The 15,544-nt window shown below is 69.3% G+C and carries 14 protein-coding genes and 1 pseudogene; 5 read left to right on the forward strand and 10 right to left on the reverse strand.

The window, feature by feature from the left end; genetic code table 11:
* Positions 1-257, forward strand: a pseudogene (locus tag J4Z35_RS12785) (bifunctional metallophosphatase/5'-nucleotidase); the annotation flags it as partial.
* On the opposite strand, the gene J4Z35_RS12790 reads toward J4Z35_RS12785, so the two are convergent.
* The gene (locus J4Z35_RS12790; protein WP_074040577.1) at positions 248-1,312 is read right to left on the reverse strand and encodes a hypothetical protein; all 1,065 of its coding nucleotides are present in this window, start codon (positions 1,310-1,312) and stop codon (positions 248-250) included. The pseudogene J4Z35_RS12785 and the gene J4Z35_RS12790 overlap by 10 nt on opposite strands.
* Positions 1,313-1,623: 311 nt before the next feature.
* Here J4Z35_RS12790 and J4Z35_RS12795 point away from each other — a divergent pair, with 311 nt between their 5' ends.
* Positions 1,624-2,352 (forward strand): response regulator transcription factor, encoded by a 729-nt coding sequence (locus J4Z35_RS12795; RefSeq protein WP_074040607.1) that lies wholly within the window; start codon positions 1,624-1,626, stop codon positions 2,350-2,352.
* Positions 2,349-3,875, forward strand: a complete 1,527-nt coding sequence (locus J4Z35_RS12800; RefSeq protein WP_074040576.1) for a HAMP domain-containing sensor histidine kinase — start codon at positions 2,349-2,351, stop codon at positions 3,873-3,875. The genes J4Z35_RS12795 and J4Z35_RS12800 overlap by 4 nt, the downstream gene beginning before the upstream one ends.
* A 70-nt stretch (positions 3,876-3,945) precedes the next feature.
* Here J4Z35_RS12800 and crcB read toward each other — a convergent pair whose 3' ends face one another.
* The 8 genes from crcB to J4Z35_RS12840 all read right to left on the reverse strand — a co-directional run bounded on the left by crcB (position 3,946) and on the right by J4Z35_RS12840 (position 9,917).
* Positions 3,946-4,293, reverse strand: a complete 348-nt coding sequence (gene crcB / locus J4Z35_RS12805; protein ID WP_074040606.1) for a fluoride efflux transporter CrcB — start codon at positions 4,291-4,293, stop codon at positions 3,946-3,948.
* Entirely contained in the window at positions 4,293-4,679 is a 387-nt protein-coding gene (locus J4Z35_RS12810; RefSeq protein ID WP_240742555.1) for a CrcB family protein, read from the reverse strand. The genes crcB and J4Z35_RS12810 overlap by 1 nt, the downstream gene beginning before the upstream one ends.
* Positions 4,680-4,791: 112 nt before the next feature.
* The gene (locus J4Z35_RS12815; RefSeq protein WP_074040575.1) at positions 4,792-6,834 is read right to left on the reverse strand and encodes a PhoX family phosphatase; all 2,043 of its coding nucleotides are present in this window, start codon (positions 6,832-6,834) and stop codon (positions 4,792-4,794) included.
* A 156-nt stretch (positions 6,835-6,990) separates the two neighbouring features.
* On the reverse strand, positions 6,991-7,605 hold the full coding sequence (locus J4Z35_RS12820; protein WP_074040574.1) for a methylated-DNA--[protein]-cysteine S-methyltransferase: 615 nt from the start codon (positions 7,603-7,605) through the stop codon (positions 6,991-6,993).
* Positions 7,605-8,192, reverse strand: coding sequence for a sigma-70 family RNA polymerase sigma factor (locus J4Z35_RS12825; protein WP_074040573.1), 588 nt, complete (start codon positions 8,190-8,192; stop codon positions 7,605-7,607). Before J4Z35_RS12825 ends, J4Z35_RS12820 begins: the two co-directional genes overlap by 1 nt.
* 85 nt (positions 8,193-8,277) lie before the next feature.
* Positions 8,278-8,853 (reverse strand): methylated-DNA--[protein]-cysteine S-methyltransferase, encoded by a 576-nt coding sequence (locus J4Z35_RS12830; protein ID WP_083603918.1) that lies wholly within the window; start codon positions 8,851-8,853, stop codon positions 8,278-8,280.
* Positions 8,850-9,245, reverse strand: coding sequence for a MazG nucleotide pyrophosphohydrolase domain-containing protein (locus J4Z35_RS12835; RefSeq protein ID WP_074040572.1), 396 nt, complete (start codon positions 9,243-9,245; stop codon positions 8,850-8,852). Before J4Z35_RS12835 ends, J4Z35_RS12830 begins: the two co-directional genes overlap by 4 nt.
* Before the next feature lie 129 nt (positions 9,246-9,374).
* Positions 9,375-9,917, reverse strand: a complete 543-nt coding sequence (locus J4Z35_RS12840; protein ID WP_006945675.1) for an O-acetyl-ADP-ribose deacetylase — start codon at positions 9,915-9,917, stop codon at positions 9,375-9,377.
* A gap of 264 nt (positions 9,918-10,181) precedes the next feature.
* Between J4Z35_RS12840 and J4Z35_RS12845 the strand changes: the two genes are divergently transcribed.
* The gene (locus tag J4Z35_RS12845) at positions 10,182-11,876 is read left to right on the forward strand and encodes a long-chain-fatty-acid--CoA ligase (RefSeq protein ID WP_208065638.1); all 1,695 of its coding nucleotides are present in this window, start codon (positions 10,182-10,184) and stop codon (positions 11,874-11,876) included.
* A gap of 105 nt (positions 11,877-11,981) precedes the next feature.
* Here the strand turns inward: J4Z35_RS12845 and J4Z35_RS12850 are convergent, their stop codons facing one another.
* Positions 11,982-13,505 carry an MFS transporter gene (locus tag J4Z35_RS12850; RefSeq protein ID WP_083603917.1) on the reverse strand — a complete coding sequence of 508 codons (1,524 nt, stop codon included), beginning with the start codon at positions 13,503-13,505 and terminating at the stop codon, positions 11,982-11,984.
* Between the two features lie 387 nt (positions 13,506-13,892).
* On the opposite strand from J4Z35_RS12850, the gene J4Z35_RS12855 reads away from it, so the two are divergent.
* Positions 13,893-15,413, forward strand: coding sequence for an amino acid permease (locus J4Z35_RS12855; RefSeq protein ID WP_074040568.1), 1,521 nt, complete (start codon positions 13,893-13,895; stop codon positions 15,411-15,413).
* The last annotated feature ends 131 nt before the right edge of the window (positions 15,414-15,544 follow it).

Genomic DNA, 15,544 nt, shown 5'->3' on the forward strand with positions numbered 1-15,544 from the left:
CGACGACGCCGACGACGGAACCCACGACGCCGACGACCGAGCCCACGACGCCGCCGGCCGGTTCGACGAGCTCCACCACCGGCGCGACGGAGACCGGTTCCGCTTCCGACGGCGCGTCCCCGACCACGACGACGGGGCCGAAGGTCGACACCGATGGCGTGAGCAACGAGCGCGCCGTCACAGGCCTCGCGGGCCTGGCTGTCGTCGTGGTGGCTGCCGGCGCGGGCATCGCGATGCGTCTGCGCCGTCAGAGCTGATCGTCGACAGCAGGGGGCTCATCGGCCCCCTCACGCGCAGCGCCGTCGTCCCTCGCGCTGGGGCGGTGGCGCTTCGCCGTGAGCGCGCCGCGCCACATCTGGTGCTCGATCGCGGCGGGCGTGATGCCCAACTGGACGGCCGCGGAGACGATGACGGCGTGGAGCTCGTCGGCGGTGAAGGTGTGGCCGGTGGCGCGGCGCGCGAAGGATCGGGTGAGGGGGCACAGCATGACGTCGTCGCACCCTGCGGCGAGCAGCAGATGACGCCACGTCGAGCCGGACGACTGGCCGGGCAGCACGCACCAGGCCCGTCGGAGGTCGTCGTCGTGGGCGGCCGCCACCAGGTCGGCGCAGGACTCGATACCTCGGCCCGCGAGGAGCGCCGCCGCCTGACGGATGACGGCGCTCTTGTGGGGTGCGTCCACACTGGCGCGGGTGCGGTGGCCGGTGCCGATCTCCTCCCGCCACGTCGTCTCGCCCATGAGATCGAACGCGTGCAGCAGCTCCGACGCGGTGCCCGCCCCGAACGCGGCCTCGTGGCGGGCGACGACGGCGTCGACGGTGCTCGTCATGACGCGGGGCGTCATCACCGCATCGATGACGGCGCTGCTCAGGCCCTGACGCACCGGCACGGCGCGCCATGCAGACGGAGTGCCGCGCTCGAGCACGACGGCGACTGCGAGGGTCGCCGCGCACGACTCGAGATCGTCCCCTGGAACGAGACCGTCCTCGAGAGCTGGCTCGTTCTCCGGAGCAGGCGCGTCTTCGGGAGCGGCCGACTCACCGGCCGTCGGGTCAGCAGGGGACGGCTGGCTGGCCGACGGCGCCTCGTCCGACCCGAGGCCGGTTTCCGCCGGGCCGCCCGCGTCGGGATCGTCCGCCCCGGGGCCGGTCGCACCGAAATCGCCCGGCAGGCGATCGTCATGCGGCACGACACCGTCATGTGTCAGGAGGTCGGGGCTCATCCACGCGCCGACGAGCGTCGGTGCGGCGTCGTCGGAGGTGTCAGGCGCGGGGGTGTCGAACAGGGGGCCGGGTGCCAGATCGTCGCTCATGGCTCGAGCGTGGCGGGCGGGCCATGAGCGGCGCCAACGTCAGCACGGCCACCCTGTGGATCAGCCTGCTCCGGCAGCGGAAAGAGCGCTCCCGCCGTCACGGCCTGTGGACGACGCGCCCGCGGTGAGAAGAAAGCGGCGGTGAAGGTCGAGACCTCCACCGCCGCTGGGGTGCCCAGGACGCATCACACCAGGGGGGAACGGGAGCACCTTCCTGGGCACGAAGATGAAACTATCGCCCCTTCCTCAGAATTCCCTCTCATGGAACTGTGGTCTGTTTCGCGCGTCTCGGCGGCTTCTATCGTGGGAGCATGAACACCCGCGAGGCATCCTTTCGTCACGTCACCGGACGTGCGGCGCGCGTCCTCATCGTCGACGACGAGGAGGGCCTGCTCGCGTCGCTGTCGGCGGCGTTCACGTTCCAGGGCTGGCAGGTGCTGACGGCGACGACCGGCTCGCAGGCCGTCGCCCTCGCGCGGCGCGAGAGCCCGGACGTCGTCGTCCTCGACATCGGGCTGCCGGACACGGACGGTTTCGACGTCCTCGCCCGCATCCGCTCGATCCTGCCCGAGGCGGGAGTCATCTTCCTCACGGCGCGGGATGCGTTGGAGGACAGGGTGAGTGGCATCCGGCAGGGCGCTGACGACTACCTGACGAAGCCGTTCAGCCTCGAGGAGGTCATCGTCCGCGCCGAGGCGCTCATGCGCCGCAGCGGCATGGTCGCGCAGGGGCAGGGCGAGCATCTCGTCGTCGACGACCTCGTCATCAACACCCTGACGTACGAGGTGTCGCGCGCCGGCGAACCGATCCGTCTGACCGCCACCGAGTTCGCGCTCGCGCGGCACCTGGCGCAGAACGGGCGTCGCGTGTGCTCGAAGCAGGAGTTGCTCGCCGCGGTGTGGGGCGAGGATTTCCAGGGCGGTGAGCACGTCGTCGAGCTCTACATCAGCTACCTGCGCAAGAAGATCGACGGGTCGCATCCGGCGCTCATCCACACGGTGCGGGGCCTCGGATACACGATGCGACCCGCCGCGGGATGAACCTCGCACGGCTGCGGCCACGCAAGCTGAGCACCCGCGTCGCAGTGCTCGTCATGACGCTGACGATGGTGCTCGCCGCCATCGGCTGCATCGCCTCGTTCCTGCTGTCACGCGCCGTCATCCACGCGAGCATCGACGACACCCTGCACGTTGCGGTCAACCACGAGCACACGTCGGCGCAGGAGCTGGCGGAAGAACTACCGTCCGGGGCGATCGTCATGGTGCGACGTGGCGACCGGCTCGACGTGCGCGCCAACGGCCCCGACCGCGTGGTGGCGGCGGAGGACGCCACCGCGCTGCGAACCGAGCTCGATCGCCCGGACGGCCTGCGCGACGTCAAGCTGCCCGAACGCGACGACATGAGCGTCGCCACGCTGAGGCAGCCCGGCACCGAGGTGCTCGCTGCCGTCAGCATGGAACCTGCGGAGCGCGACCTCACCCGCCTCGCCGCGTGGCAACTGGCACTGTGGGTGCCCGCGGGCATCGTGGCGAGCGCCGTCGGCGTGTGGCTGACGCGACGTCAGGTGCGGCCCCTGCAGGCCGTCACGCGCACCGCGCGCAGTATCGCCGAGACACCCGCGGAATCGGTGGAGGACGCCGTCAGCCGCCGTGTGCCCGAACCGCGACGAGCCGCCGACGAGGTGGGGGTGCTCACGCACGCCATCAACGATCTGCTGCGTCAGGTCGAGGCGGCCCTCGCGCGCCGCGACGAGAGCGAGGCCGCCCTGCGCACCATGCTGGCCGACGTCAGCCATGAACTGCGCACGCCGCTGGCCGTCGTGCGATCGCATGCCGAGCTGTCCGCGTCGATGCTCACGCGCGCCGTGGAGTCCGAGCGATCCGAGGCGGCGGGCGACTCTGCCGGCGGGGGCCTCTCGGGCGTTGAGGGCCAGGATGGCGGCGCTGACCACGGACGTAGGGCGGCGAGTGACGTGCGCGCGCTCGAGCTCGAGCTGGCGCCATCGCTGCGTCGCATCGAACGCGAGAGCATCCGGATGGCGCGCCTCGTCGAGGATCTGTTGCTCCTCGCCCACCTCGACGCCGGCCAACGCGCGGCACAGGAGAGCGTCGACGTCACGTTCCTCGCGTTGGAGGCGTTGTCCGACGCGAAACTGATGGCGCCGCAGCACCTGTGGGCGTTCGACGCGCCGGACGAGGCGTGCGAGATCGTGGGCGACGAGAACGGGGTGCGCCGCGTCATCGTCAATCTGGTGACGAACGCGCGACGCCACACGCCCGCCGGTACGCGCGTGCAGCTCAGCGTGCGCGACGCCGGCGACAGCGTCGTCGTCGAGGTGGCCGACGACGGGCCGGGGCTGCCCGCGTCCGTCGCCGCCGAACCAGGGCGACGTTTCAAGGGGGCGGCGCGTTCGGACACCGATCGTCGCGGTGGGCTGGGCCTCGCCATCACGATGGCACTCGCGGAGTCGATGGAGGCGAGCATCCACTTCGACTCCAGCACTGCCGGCACGACGGCGATCGTGACGTTGCCGCGCCGCCCCGCAGCGCTCGGGGCTGAGTGAGCTTCGGTTCGAGTCGGTCGCGGTGTCGGATGCGCGCCGCGCGGCTCGACAGCCGGCCCGAGCCCGGCCGTCAGGCGATGCGGTGGGCCAACAGGATGACGGCGACGCAGACGACGACGCTGCCCACCGCGTACCCGAGAGCTGTGGCCGCGCGCCGTGCGCGCAGCAGGGTGAGCGTTTCGACGCTCGCGGTGGAGAACGTCGTGAAGCCGCCGCAGACGCCGGTGACGACGAGGGCGCTCAACCATCCTGGGCGAGGATGCGCGGTGAGGACGCCGAGCACGAACGAGCCGAGGAGGTTGACGGCGAACGTCGAGTGGGGCCACGTGCGTGGGCCGCGGGCCTTCATCTCCCCGTCGAGGACGAAGCGCAGGACGGCTCCGACAGCGCCGCCTAGGGCGATGAGCGGCCACGTCATCATGCGCTGCTCCGAGGTGCCCAACGGGCGGTGACGACGGCCCCCGCCGCCGCGGCTGCGAGGCCGAGCGCGACCTCCGCGGCGGCGAGGCCCACTCCCGACCCAGCGGAGCGTTCGGCGACCTCTCGCGCGAACGTGCTGTACGTCGTGAAAGCCCCGCAGAACCCGGTGCCGAGCAGCAGACGCCAGGCCGGGCGGTCGCCTGCGCGGGTGAAGAACTCGAGCAGCCCGCCGAGGACGAACGCGCCGACGAGGTTGACCGTCAGTGTCGCCCACGGCGCACGCATCGCGGCCGCAACACCGGCGCGGGCCATCGCCCCCGCTGCGCCGCCCAGGGCGACGAGAGCGACCATCGAGACGCGACGATGCAAGGCGGGCGAACTCACGGCCCCAGCCTAGGCCATGACGCATGACGCCGGCGGCTCACCCGATGCGCGGGTGAGCCGCCGGCGCCTGCTCGTCTGACCTCACGGCTCACGCTCGGTCAGACGAGCATCGTCATTTCGCGTAGGAGACGATGACCGACGGGCGGGGGAAGGCGTCCGTGTGCGGCCACGTGCTCGTCGGCTTCTCGAACGTCGCGTCGTCGGTCTCGCCCGGGTGCTGCACGGCCGTGAAGACGGACAGCTGGTCCGGGCTGACGAGCGGCCCGCAGGTCTCGGCGCCGAAGGGCACCGTGAGGAACTGCTGGACGCGGCCGCGCTCCGGCCCGTTCGTCGGGACGCGGAAGAGCCCGTCGTTGGAGCCGAGCTGGTTGCCGTCGGTGGAGATCCACAGGTTGCCGACGGCGTCGAAGGCGACGTTGTCGGGGCAGCTGATCGGGCTGACGTGCTCCTTCGGGAAGCCGGCGAAGTACGTCTCCTGCGCGGCCGGGTCACCGCAGATGAGCATGAGATCCCAGGTGAAGTCGGTCGAGGTCTCGTACCCCTTGCCGCAGGAGCGGCCACGGCCCTCGGTGACCTCGAGGATGTATCCGTTGCGGTTGCCGGACGTGGCCGTGAGCGGCTCGCCCAGCTTCTTGCGCGTCATCGACGAGGCGAGGGGATTGGCCTCGTCCGTGGTGAACTTCTTGCCGCGATCGGAGTTGTTCGTCAGCGCGCAGTAGATCTTGCCGTTGACGGGGTTCGGCTCGATGTCCTCGGGGCGGTCCATGCGCGTCGGACCGACCTTGTCGGCCGCCAGGCGGGTGTGGACGAGCACCTCCGCGACGCTCATGCCCGGAACGTGCGACTTCTTCTCGCTCGTGAGCGGGATCCACGTGCCCGTGCCGTCGTGGACGCCGTCGGCGTCGCCGTCACCGGTAAACTTCGCGACGTAGAGCGTGCCGGCGGACAGCAGCGTCTTGTTGTGGCGGCGTGCGGCGGGCGAGGCACTGCGCTGGTAGCGGTCACGTGAGACGAACTTGTAGATGTACTCGCCCTTCTCGTCGTCGCCGGTGTAGGCGACGACGCGGCCGTCACGTGCGATCGTGACGTTGCAGCCTTCGTGCTTCACACGGCCGAGCATCGTGTGCTTGACGGGCGGGGCTGACGGGTCGAGCGGGTCGAGCTCGACGATCCAACCGAAGCGGTTGGCCTCGTTCGGGGTCTTCGTCAGGTCGAAACGCTCGTCGACGTCCTTCCACCCCTTGCCCTGGCCGGTGATGCCGTACCGCTTGTAGGCATCGGCCTGCTTGGGGTCGAGCGCGCCGGAGGCGTCGAAGTAGCCGTGGAAGTTCTCCTCGCCGTGCAGCGTCGTGCCCCACGGCGTGGTGCCGCCGGAGCAGTTGGCGAAGGTTCCGAGGATCGTCGTGCCCTTGGGGTCAGCCTTGGTGCGCAGCAGCTCGTGACCAGCGGCGGGGCCGTCGACGCGCAGTGGCGTGCTGGCCGTGATGCGGCGGTTGTAGCGCGAGCGGCGCGGGTCGCTGGCCTTCCATGACCCCTTGGCCCGGCCCTTCTCGATGGCGACGACCGCCAGACCGTGCGCGGCCATCTCGATCTTCTTCTTGAGCAGCTCGTCCGTCCCGGTCGGGAACATCAGTTCCGGGTCGGTGTACTCGTGGTTGACGCTCAGCAGGGCGCGGCGACCGTCGAGCGGGATGATGCCGACATAGTCGTTGTTGTAACCGAACTGCTGCGCCTGTGCCTCGGGCGTCTGGTGGTGGACGTCGAAACGCGGTGCGCGCTTGGTGACGGGGTCGCCCCAACGGATGATCACGTCGTGCGTGAACCCTTCGGCGTTGACGACGTCATCCTTGCGGTTCGGCGCCACGGAGGTGAAGGAGGCGCGCCCGACGTTGCGCTCGGGTCGCGGGTGGTGGCCGTGCGCAGTGCCCGCCGCCGCAGCAGCCTGCGCGCCGAAACCGGCGAGCACCATGGCGCCCGCGGAGCCCGTGAGCATCGCGCGACGGGCGATGGCACGCTGAGCGAGAGTCTGGAATTCCTCGTTGCCCGAGGTGTTCGGCGTCGGCGCGTCGCACTGGTTGGCGCAGCGGTACTCGCACGTCTTCGCGCTGCGCGAACCGTGGCGGGTATTGATGAGGGGGAGCAGCTTGGGGCTCATGGGGTCTCCTCGCCGGGGCGGAAAGTCGGGAGCTGATCAGGGCGGACGGTGGGGGCGCCCACGCGGGTCGATCCTTGGGCGTCGAGGCAGACACGAGACGTCGCGCAGATGTCGTCGGCGTAAACCCTGAGAGCCGGCTGCATGACTTAGGTGGGCCTAAGGCGCGGCGGCGGACTCGAGCTCGAGCAACCGCTGCTTCGCCTCGACGCCGCCGAGGTAGTTGCCGAGGGAGCCGTCGCTACGCACGACCCGGTGACAGGGGAGGACGATGGGTAGCGGATTGCTCGCGCAGGCACTGCCGACGGCGCGAACCGCGCGGGGGCGTCCCGTCGAGGAGGCGAGATCGGCGTAGCTGATGGTGCGACCGTAGGGAATCGTGGGCAGGCTCGACTGCACCTCCCGTCGGAAGGGGGCAGTGGACAACGACAGGTCGGGCGTCACGCTGAACTCCACGCGCACCCCGGTGAAGTACAGGTCGAGCTGGCGGCGCAGGGTGTCGGCGGGCTGGGCCGAGCGCAGCGTGCGGCGTCCGAGACGTTCACCGAGGTCGTCGAGCACGGCGTCGAAGCCCTCCGACTCGAACGCGATGCGGACGACGGCGTCGTCGCGGAAGGCGAGCAGGAGCCGACCGAGCAGCGTCTCGTGCGTCGTCCACACGACGTCGACGTCCCGCGGACGCACATGTTCGAGCAGCCGATTCGTCAGCGCCTCGGTCGATGACGCGTCGGTGAAGGCGTCGATGGTCGTGGTGAACACGTCGTCGCTGGTCATCAGGTGTCCTCTCGGGTCGGGATGAGTCGATGACGCAGCGCGGCGATGGCGTCGGCTCCGCAACGTCGGGCGGCCGCCGTCGAGCAGCCGAGCTTGTCGGCGATCTCCGGGTAGGTCCACTGCCCCACGTAGCGGTGCACGACGACGAACTGCTGCCGTTCGCTCAGAGCGCCCACGTGGCTCCACAACTCGCCGTCCCAGGCCTCGACGTCGGCGCTCGGGTGGACGTCGTCGACGAACAGGCGTTGAAGCGCCTGCCCGGCGTCGTCGTCCTTGGCGGCTCCGGCGCCGAGGCGCCGCGATCGAGTCGAGTCGTGGGCCGCCTCGAGATCGCGGACGAGCTCGGGGTGTGGCGCGGCGCGGCGATTCCGTCGCACGATGTCGACGCTCTTGTGCCGCGCCACGCGCACGAGCCATGCCTCGACGTCTTCGATGTCGTCGAACGGGTAGCCCCGCAGAGCCGCGAGAAACGTCTCGGACCAGGCGTCCTCCGCGTCCGCACCGGGCCCGAGGGTCGCGGCGCACACGCGCAGAACCGTCGGCCCATGGCGTTCGACGATCTCGTGGAAGAGCGGTTGCTGTGTCATCACTCAGGAGTCGTCCGAGAACGACGAAGTGTGAGGTCGGCGAGAGAACTTTTTTCGCAACCGAGCCGAGCGGCGCGAGAACCGTTCAGAACAAACGGGATTCACGGGTCGTCTCGCTCTCCTCGTGGGCGAGGAGCCAGCGTTTGCGATCCAGGCCGCCGGCGAAGCCGACGAGGGAACCGTCCGAGCCGACGACGCGGTGGCACGGCACGATGACGCTGATCGGGTTGTGACCGACGGCCTGCCCGACGCCCTGTGCCTGGCCAGGGGTGGCGACTCCGTCGGGTGAGAGCGACGCCGACAGCTCGCCGTACGTCGTCGTCTCGCCGGGAGGGATCCGCAGCAACAGCTCCCAGACGCTGCGTTGGAACGGGGTGCCGAGCGGGGCGAGCGGAAGGTCGAAATCGGTCCGCTCCCCGGCGAACCAGGCGGTGAGTTGCTGCGCCGCGGCGTCGAGGAGGGCATCGTCACGCTGCTCCACTCGCGCCCCGAACCACGCCGCGTCCGGCTGATGCGCCTGGCCGTCGAAGTAGGCGCCGAGCACCCCGTCATCGCTCACGGCGACGAGCATGTCGCCCAGCGGCGTCGCGAGGCGGGTTGACCGACGATTCTGCGCGCTCGCGCCGTCACCGCGCAGCAGGGGAGGACTCGCGACGGTCATGACGACGCCTGCGGGTCATCGTCGGACGGCTCGGGCCACCGATGGGCGAGTGGCTCGGGCGCCAGACCTGCGGCTCGATCGGCGTGGAACTTCTCCCACGGGAGCCACTTCGTCGTCAGCGCCGATTCGATGTCGATACCCGCGCTCCGCGCGAAGACCAGGATCGTGGCGAACGCGTCGGCGACCTCACCCTCGAGGTCCTGGCGCAGCTCGTCGTCGCTCTTGCCCCGGTTTCGACCCTGCCCGCTCGAGGCGAGATAGGCCTGTGTGAGCTCCCCGACCTCCTCGGTGAGCTTGAGCAGGACCCACTCCGGCGTGCGCTCCACAGCGAAGTACTCGCCGTACGCAGCCGAGATGCCCTCGATGCGTCCACTCCACTCGTTCAGCTCCATGGTCGAAGCCAACCACGCGGCGCCGACAAGCCATCGAACGTGGCCACCCAACCGGCCCGCAGGAACGCTCCCCGCACCCTGCCGTTGGTCTGCCCGAGAGAGATCCGACTCGCCTTGGCCGGGATGCGGTCAGGCTCGGTCGGCAGCACGTTCGAAAGCGGCGAGTGCGCGATCGTCGTACAGCACGAAACGGATCAACCGGACATGTGCACATCGGGCGGAACGCGCCACCTCGAGAGCGATGCACGCGACCTCTTCGACGTCCCAGCCGTACACGCCCGCGCTGATGGCGGGAAAGGCCACGGAGCGGCATTCCGCCTCGTCGGCGATCCGCAATGACTCGGCGAAACAGGAGCTTAGAAGAGCCGGATCCGTCTGGCCCGCATGACGATTCGGGCCGACAGTGTGGATGACGTAGCGCGCGGGCATCCGCCCCGCGCCGGTGATGACGGCCTCGCCGGTCGGTAATCCGCCCGTCAGCCGTGTCGCGCGCAGCTTGCGACACTCCTCGCGCAGCTGCGGCCCTGCTGCGGCATGGATGGCACCGTCCACGCCGCCACCGCCGAGCAGGCCCGAGTTCGCGGCGTTGACGACGGCGTCGACCTGCTCGGTCGTGATGTCGCCACGCACGATCTCGACGGAGGGGGCCTCATGGACTGTCACGGTGTTCATGGCACCCATCCTGCACCGCGCCGCAGTTCCGCAGGTGGGGACGGGATTCGCGAATGTGACCGAAAATCGCACAGGGGACAGGAATCGCGACCGGGGACGTAGTTCGCAGGAGGGGACAGGAATCGCCGATGGGTACTACGGGTGTAGAAGCTCGACGTGACGGGGCATACACTCGAAGACGGTGCCGGCGATCCCGCTCGGCACCTCGTGCTGTGACGAGACCAGCCGTGACGAGGCGCGACGCGCCGATGGAGGATGACGACGATGCTGACGAACGCGCTGTGGGCGAACTCCTACTCGCCCGGTGTGCCCCTGCGCCTCGATTACGGCATGGCGACGCTCGTCGATCAGTTCGACTCCGCCGTCGCGCGATTCGGCGATCGCCCGGCCATCGACTTCATGGGGCGCGTCACGACCTACGACCAGCTCAAGGCTCAGGTCGACGCCGCCGCGGCCGGTCTGTTGGACCTCGGTGTCACGGCGGGCGACCGCGTCGCCGTCCTGCTGCCTGGCTGCCCGCAGAACGTCGTCGTCACGCAGGCGATCATGCGCATCGGCGCGATCGCGGTGCAGCACAACCCGCTCTACACGATCGGTGAGCTGCGCGCGCCGTTCGAGGACCACGAGGCCGAGGTCGTCATCGCATGGGACAAGATCAGCCCGATGCTCGTCGACCTCGCGCAGGAGAACGGCGTCCGCCACATCGTCGCGATCGACGTGACGGCGGAGCTGCCGTTCGTCAAGCGTCTCGCGCTGCGCCTGCCGGTGAAGAAGGCGCGCGAGTCGCGCGAGCGGCTCACCGGCCCGGCGCCCGAGGGCCTGCTGAGCTGGAACGACCTGCTCTCACGCGGCACGCTGCCCGTCGACCACCCCAAGCCATCGGCCGGTGACCCGGCGATCATGCTCTACACCTCGGGCACGAGCGGCACCCCCAAGGGCGTCCCGCTCACGCACGCGAACCTCGCTGCCAACTGCCTGCAGGGCAAGGCGTGGGCGCAGCTGCGTGACGGTGAGGAGACGTTCCTCGTCGTCCTCCCGATGTTCCACGCGTACGGTCTGACGATCGGCGTCCTCGCGGGCATCAACCTCGGCGCGTGCCTGCTCATGCTGCCCGCCCCCGAGGTGCCGCTCATCATCGACGCCGTGAAGCGTCGCACCCCGACGTTCGCTCCGGGTGTACCGCCGCTGTACGCCCGCATCCTCGACGAGGCGGAGAAGCGCGACGTCAGCCTCGAGGGCATCCGCATCGGCCTGTCGGGCGCGATGTCGCTGCCGTCCGCGCTCGTGCAACGCTGGGAGGAGGCGACGGGCGGCCACCTCATCGAGGGCTACGGCCTCACCGAGACGAGCCCGGTCGTCGTCGGCAACCCCATCTCCGACGATCGTCGCGCCGGCTCGATCGGCGTGCCGTTCCCCGACGTCGAGATCCGTCTCGCGGATCCCGAGGACGTCACGAAGGACGCGCCGGATTCCGGCCCGGGCGAGCTGCTCGTCAAGGGTCCGCAGGTCTTCGGTGGCTATTACAAGAAGCCCGAGGCGACGCAGGAGGCGTTTCACGACGGCTTCTTCCGCACCGGCGACGTCGTCGAGATGGGTGAGGGCGGCTACCTGACGGTCGTCGACCGCATCAAGGAGATGATCGTCACCGGTGGCTTCAACGTCTACCCGAGCGAGGTCGAAGGCGTGCTGCGTGAACACGACTCGATCGTCGACGCCGCCGTCGTCGGGCTGCCCGCCACCGCGGGCGGTGAGGACGTCGTCGCCGCCGTCGTACTCGCCGACGGCCACACCGATGCTGACGCCGAGGCGCTGCGCCGCCACGTCAAGGGCAAGCTGACGGCGTACAAGGCGCCGCGTCGCTTCGTCGTCGTCGACGAACTGCCGACGAACCCGATGGGCAAGGTGCTGCGCCGCGAGGTCACCAAGCTGCTGCACGAGCACGCGAACCAGGGCGACTGAACGAGCGGTGGTCGCGGCGACACGGCGGCGAAGGCCGCCATCCCGATCGGGTGGCGGCCTTCGTGGCTGCGAGCGCTGTGGACTCAGCGCTCGCGGCAGCGGACGTCAGTGCTTCTCGGCGTCCGAAGTGGTCGCCGCGGTTGCCGCGTTCGCGGCGTCGTGCGCGTCGAACGGCAGGTCCTCGTGGACGATGTCGGGGTTGTCGTGCTGCGTCTCGACGAGTTCGTGGGCCTCTTCGTCGGAGGCGACCGTCGGCATCGAACCCGGCAGCGGTCTGCGCGCCGACTCCTTCATCGCGAGCAATGCGATGCCGCCGAGCACGGCGAAGAACATCGTGTAGAGCGCCGGCGCGTTCTTGCTGCCGGTCCACTTGACGAGCGCTTCGCTGATCATCGGCGCGGTGCCGCCGAACAGGGAGACGGCGATGTTGTACGACAGCGCCATACCGCCGAAGCGTGAGGCCGTCGGGAACAGCGCGGGCAGCGTCGAGGCCGACATCGCGACGTAGAAGCAGACGGAGAAGGCCAGCAGGAACATCGCGACGAAGGCCAGCGTCTGGTTCTCCATCATCATGTAGGCCGGGTAGGTGAACAGCAGCGTCGAGATGATCGCGATCCAGTAGACGGGCTTGCGGCCGATCTTGTCCGACAAGCGCCCGACGAAGGGCACGGCCAGGGAGAGCGCCACGAGCGCCGGGATGGTGGCTGCAGCGGCACCCAGGGTGGTGTAGCCGTGGTTGCTCTCGAGGTAACCGGGCATGTACGACGTGAGCGAGTAGCCGGCGGTGTTCGTCGCGCCGACGAGCGCCATGGCGATGAGCAGCGGGCGCCAGTGGTGCTTGATGATGCCGACCGGGCCGAGCTGCGTCTGCGACTCGTCGATGGCGTCGTTGCTCTCGGCTGCCTCGTTGGCGGCCTGCGTGTTCTCGAACGTCGGCGACTCGTCGATCTTCATGCGGAAGTACATGGCGAGCAGGCCGAACGGCAGAGCGAGCAGGAACGGGATGCGCCAGCCCCAGTCGTCCATCGTCTCGGAGCCGAGGCCGATGCTGAACAGCGCGACGACGGCGGCGCCGACCGCGAAACCGAGGTAGGAACCGGTGTCGAGGAAGCTCGAGAAGTAGCCGCGACGCTTGTCGGGGGAGTACTCGGAGACGAACGTCGTCGCGCCCGAGTACTCACCGCCGGTGGAGAAGCCCTGGATGAGGCGGCAGATGATGAGACCGGCGAACGCCCACCAGCCGGCGGTCGAGAACGACGGCAGCAGACCGATGGCGCCCGTCGCGATCGACATGGCCAGCATCGTGATGGCGAGCGTCTTCTGACGCCCGATCTTGTCGCCGAGGGGGCCGAAGACGAGGCCACCGAAGGGGCGGGCGAGGAAGCTGACGGCGAACACGGCGAAGGTGATGATCATCTTCGTCGAGTCGTCGCCACCCTCGGGCTGGAATACCTTCGTCATCGTGGCGGCGAGGTAGCCGTAGATGCCGAAGTCGTACCATTCCATGAGGTTGCCCATGGTGGCGCCCGTGATGGCTTTCTTGAGTGGAGCTTTCTCGACCACGGTGATGTGGTCGCGTTCGAGCTCGCGGGGCTCGCCGTCCGGTGCGGCGGAAGCGGTATGGGACATGTGTGTTTCTCCTGCGCACGTTCGGGTGGGCGAAGCCGGGCCCGCAGCGCATTCGTCGCTCGTGGGTGTTCGTCTCGAATGGGAAAAAACGGTTCTCATCCCATCGCCGATGCCCCGGAATGTCCAGTGCTCGGACGCCTTGCAGCCCCGATCTGCGAGGTTCCGCAGCGCTGAGGCAGCGCGGCGGCACAGCTTTGTCGCGAAGATGTGATTTGCCGCACATCTCACGCCGCAGCAGGGGTTGTCGGCCCCCGTGTCGCCCCTTCTCCGGGCGGCTCGCGTTGCTACTCTGAGCCCGGCTCGCCCGCCGGGCAGGTGCCCCGGCGAGGAACCGAACGACCGGTCCTCACGCCGCGTCATCCACTTCTCGATCTCGCAGGAGACGCCATGGCCACACAGGCCGATTCCACGCCCGCCGAGCCGTCAGGGCCCGCGGGCCCCGTCGCCGACCCGACGCCTGGCGCGGGTGGCGAGAACGAGCTGCGACGCGACCTCAATGCGCGCCACCTCAACATGATCGCCATCGGCGGCGCCATCGGGACGGGCCTGTTCCTCGCCTCCGCCGGTTCGATCCACGAGGCGGGCCCCGGCGGCGCGCTCGTCGCGTACGGCGTCATCGGGTTCATGGTGTGGTTGCTCATGCAGAGCCTCGGCGAGATGTCGACGTATCTGCCGCTCGCCAACTCGTTCGAGGCGTACGGCACCCGATTCGTCAGCCGCAGCTTCGGCTTCGCGCAGGGCTGGAACTACTGGTTCAACTGGGCGATCACGGTCGCGGCGGAGATCGCGGCGGCGGGCGCCGTCGTCAACTACTGGGCGCCGGACGTCGACCAGCGTCTCGTCGCGCTCGTCTTCTTCGCCATCCTGTTCGCCATCAACGCGATCAGCGTGCGCGCCTTCGGCGAGAGCGAGTTCCTGTTCGCCTCGATCAAGGTCATCACCGTCCTCGTGTTCCTCGCCGTCGGCGTCCTCATGATCTTCGGCATCATGACGGAGGCGCCCGGCACGCAGAACTGGACCACCGGCCAGGCGCCGTTCGTCGGCGGGTTCTCGGGCATCATCGCGATCTTCATGATCGCCGGATTCAGCTTCCAGGGCACCGAGATGATCGGTGTCGCCGCCGGTGAGGCCGACGAGCCCGAGAAGACGATCCCGAAGGCCATCCGCGCGGTGTTCTTCCGCATCCTCATCTTCTACATCGGCGCGTTCGTCGTCATCGGCTTCCTGCTGCCGTACACCGACCCGCGCCTCGTCAATGCCGCTGACGGCGACATCCAGGCGTCGCCGTTCACGCTGATCTTCGAGAAGGTCGGCGTGGTCGGTGCGGCGAGCGTCATGAACGCGGTCATTCTCACCGCCATCCTGTCGGCCGGCTCGTCCGGTCTCTACGTCTCGACCCGCATGCTCTACGCGATGGCGCAGAAGGGCATGGCGCCCCGCTTCCTGCTCAAGACCAACCGACGTTCCGTACCGATGCCGGCGCTGCTGCTGACGGCCCTCGTCGCGCTCGGCTGCTACGGGCTGAGCCTGCTCTCGTCCGACGCCTATGGCTGGCTCGTCGCTGCCTCCGGTCTCGCGGGGTTCATCACGTGGTGCGGTATCGCGTGGAGCCACCTCAAGTTCCGCAAGGCGTACGTCGCACAGGGTGGCCGCGTCGAGGATCTGCCGTTCCGCGCGAAGTGGTACCCGCTCGGGCCGGTCGTCGCGCTCGGCATGTGCGCGCTCGTCATCGTGCTGCAGAACAAAGACCTGATCTTCGAAGGCACCGTCGACCCCGGCGGCCTGCTCGAGAGCTACATCGGCCTGCCGCTGTTCCTCGCCGTGTGGGCCGGCCACAAGCTCGTGACGAAGTCGAAGAAGGTCGACCCGCTCGAGGCGGATCTCACGCGCACCCGCTCGCACTCCTGACGGCGGGTTGACCGGCTGGGCGCGTTGACAGGCCGCGCTGACTCGGCCAGCACGCGGTGTTCGGTTGTCGAGCTGTGCGGGCGACTAATTTTCAGATGTGGGTCGCATTTTGGGATAGAAGCGATTCGTTA

Origin of the sequence: Dermacoccus sp. NHGro5, from assembly GCF_017565385.1 — a bacterium.
Taxonomy (GTDB): domain Bacteria; phylum Actinomycetota; class Actinomycetes; order Actinomycetales; family Dermatophilaceae; genus Dermacoccus; species Dermacoccus nishinomiyaensis.

Bases quoted from the DNA above. Each gene is read 5' to 3' on its own strand.
- J4Z35_RS12790 (WP_074040577.1), bottom strand. From the start codon at position 1,312: ATGAGCGACGATCTGGCACCCGGCCCCCTGTTCGACACCCCCGCGCCT.
- J4Z35_RS12795 (WP_074040607.1), top strand. From the start codon at position 1,624: ATGAACACCCGCGAGGCATCCTTTCGTCACGTCACCGGACGTGCGGCG.
- J4Z35_RS12800 (WP_074040576.1), top strand. From the start codon at position 2,349: ATGAACCTCGCACGGCTGCGGCCACGCAAGCTGAGCACCCGCGTCGCA.
- crcB (WP_074040606.1), bottom strand. From the start codon at position 4,293: ATGACGTGGCCGCTCATCGCCCTAGGCGGCGCTGTCGGAGCCGTCCTG.
- J4Z35_RS12815 (WP_074040575.1), bottom strand. From the start codon at position 6,834: ATGAGCCCCAAGCTGCTCCCCCTCATCAATACCCGCCACGGTTCGCGC.
- J4Z35_RS12820 (WP_074040574.1), bottom strand. From the start codon at position 7,605: ATGACCAGCGACGACGTGTTCACCACGACCATCGACGCCTTCACCGAC.
- J4Z35_RS12825 (WP_074040573.1), bottom strand. From the start codon at position 8,192: ATGACACAGCAACCGCTCTTCCACGAGATCGTCGAACGCCATGGGCCG.
- J4Z35_RS12830 (WP_083603918.1), bottom strand. From the start codon at position 8,853: ATGACCGTCGCGAGTCCTCCCCTGCTGCGCGGTGACGGCGCGAGCGCG.
- J4Z35_RS12835 (WP_074040572.1), bottom strand. From the start codon at position 9,245: ATGGAGCTGAACGAGTGGAGTGGACGCATCGAGGGCATCTCGGCTGCG.
- J4Z35_RS12840 (WP_006945675.1), bottom strand. From the start codon at position 9,917: ATGAACACCGTGACAGTCCATGAGGCCCCCTCCGTCGAGATCGTGCGT.
- J4Z35_RS12845 (WP_208065638.1), top strand. From the start codon at position 10,182: ATGCTGACGAACGCGCTGTGGGCGAACTCCTACTCGCCCGGTGTGCCC.
- J4Z35_RS12850 (WP_083603917.1), bottom strand. From the start codon at position 13,505: ATGTCCCATACCGCTTCCGCCGCACCGGACGGCGAGCCCCGCGAGCTC.
- J4Z35_RS12855 (WP_074040568.1), top strand. From the start codon at position 13,893: ATGGCCACACAGGCCGATTCCACGCCCGCCGAGCCGTCAGGGCCCGCG.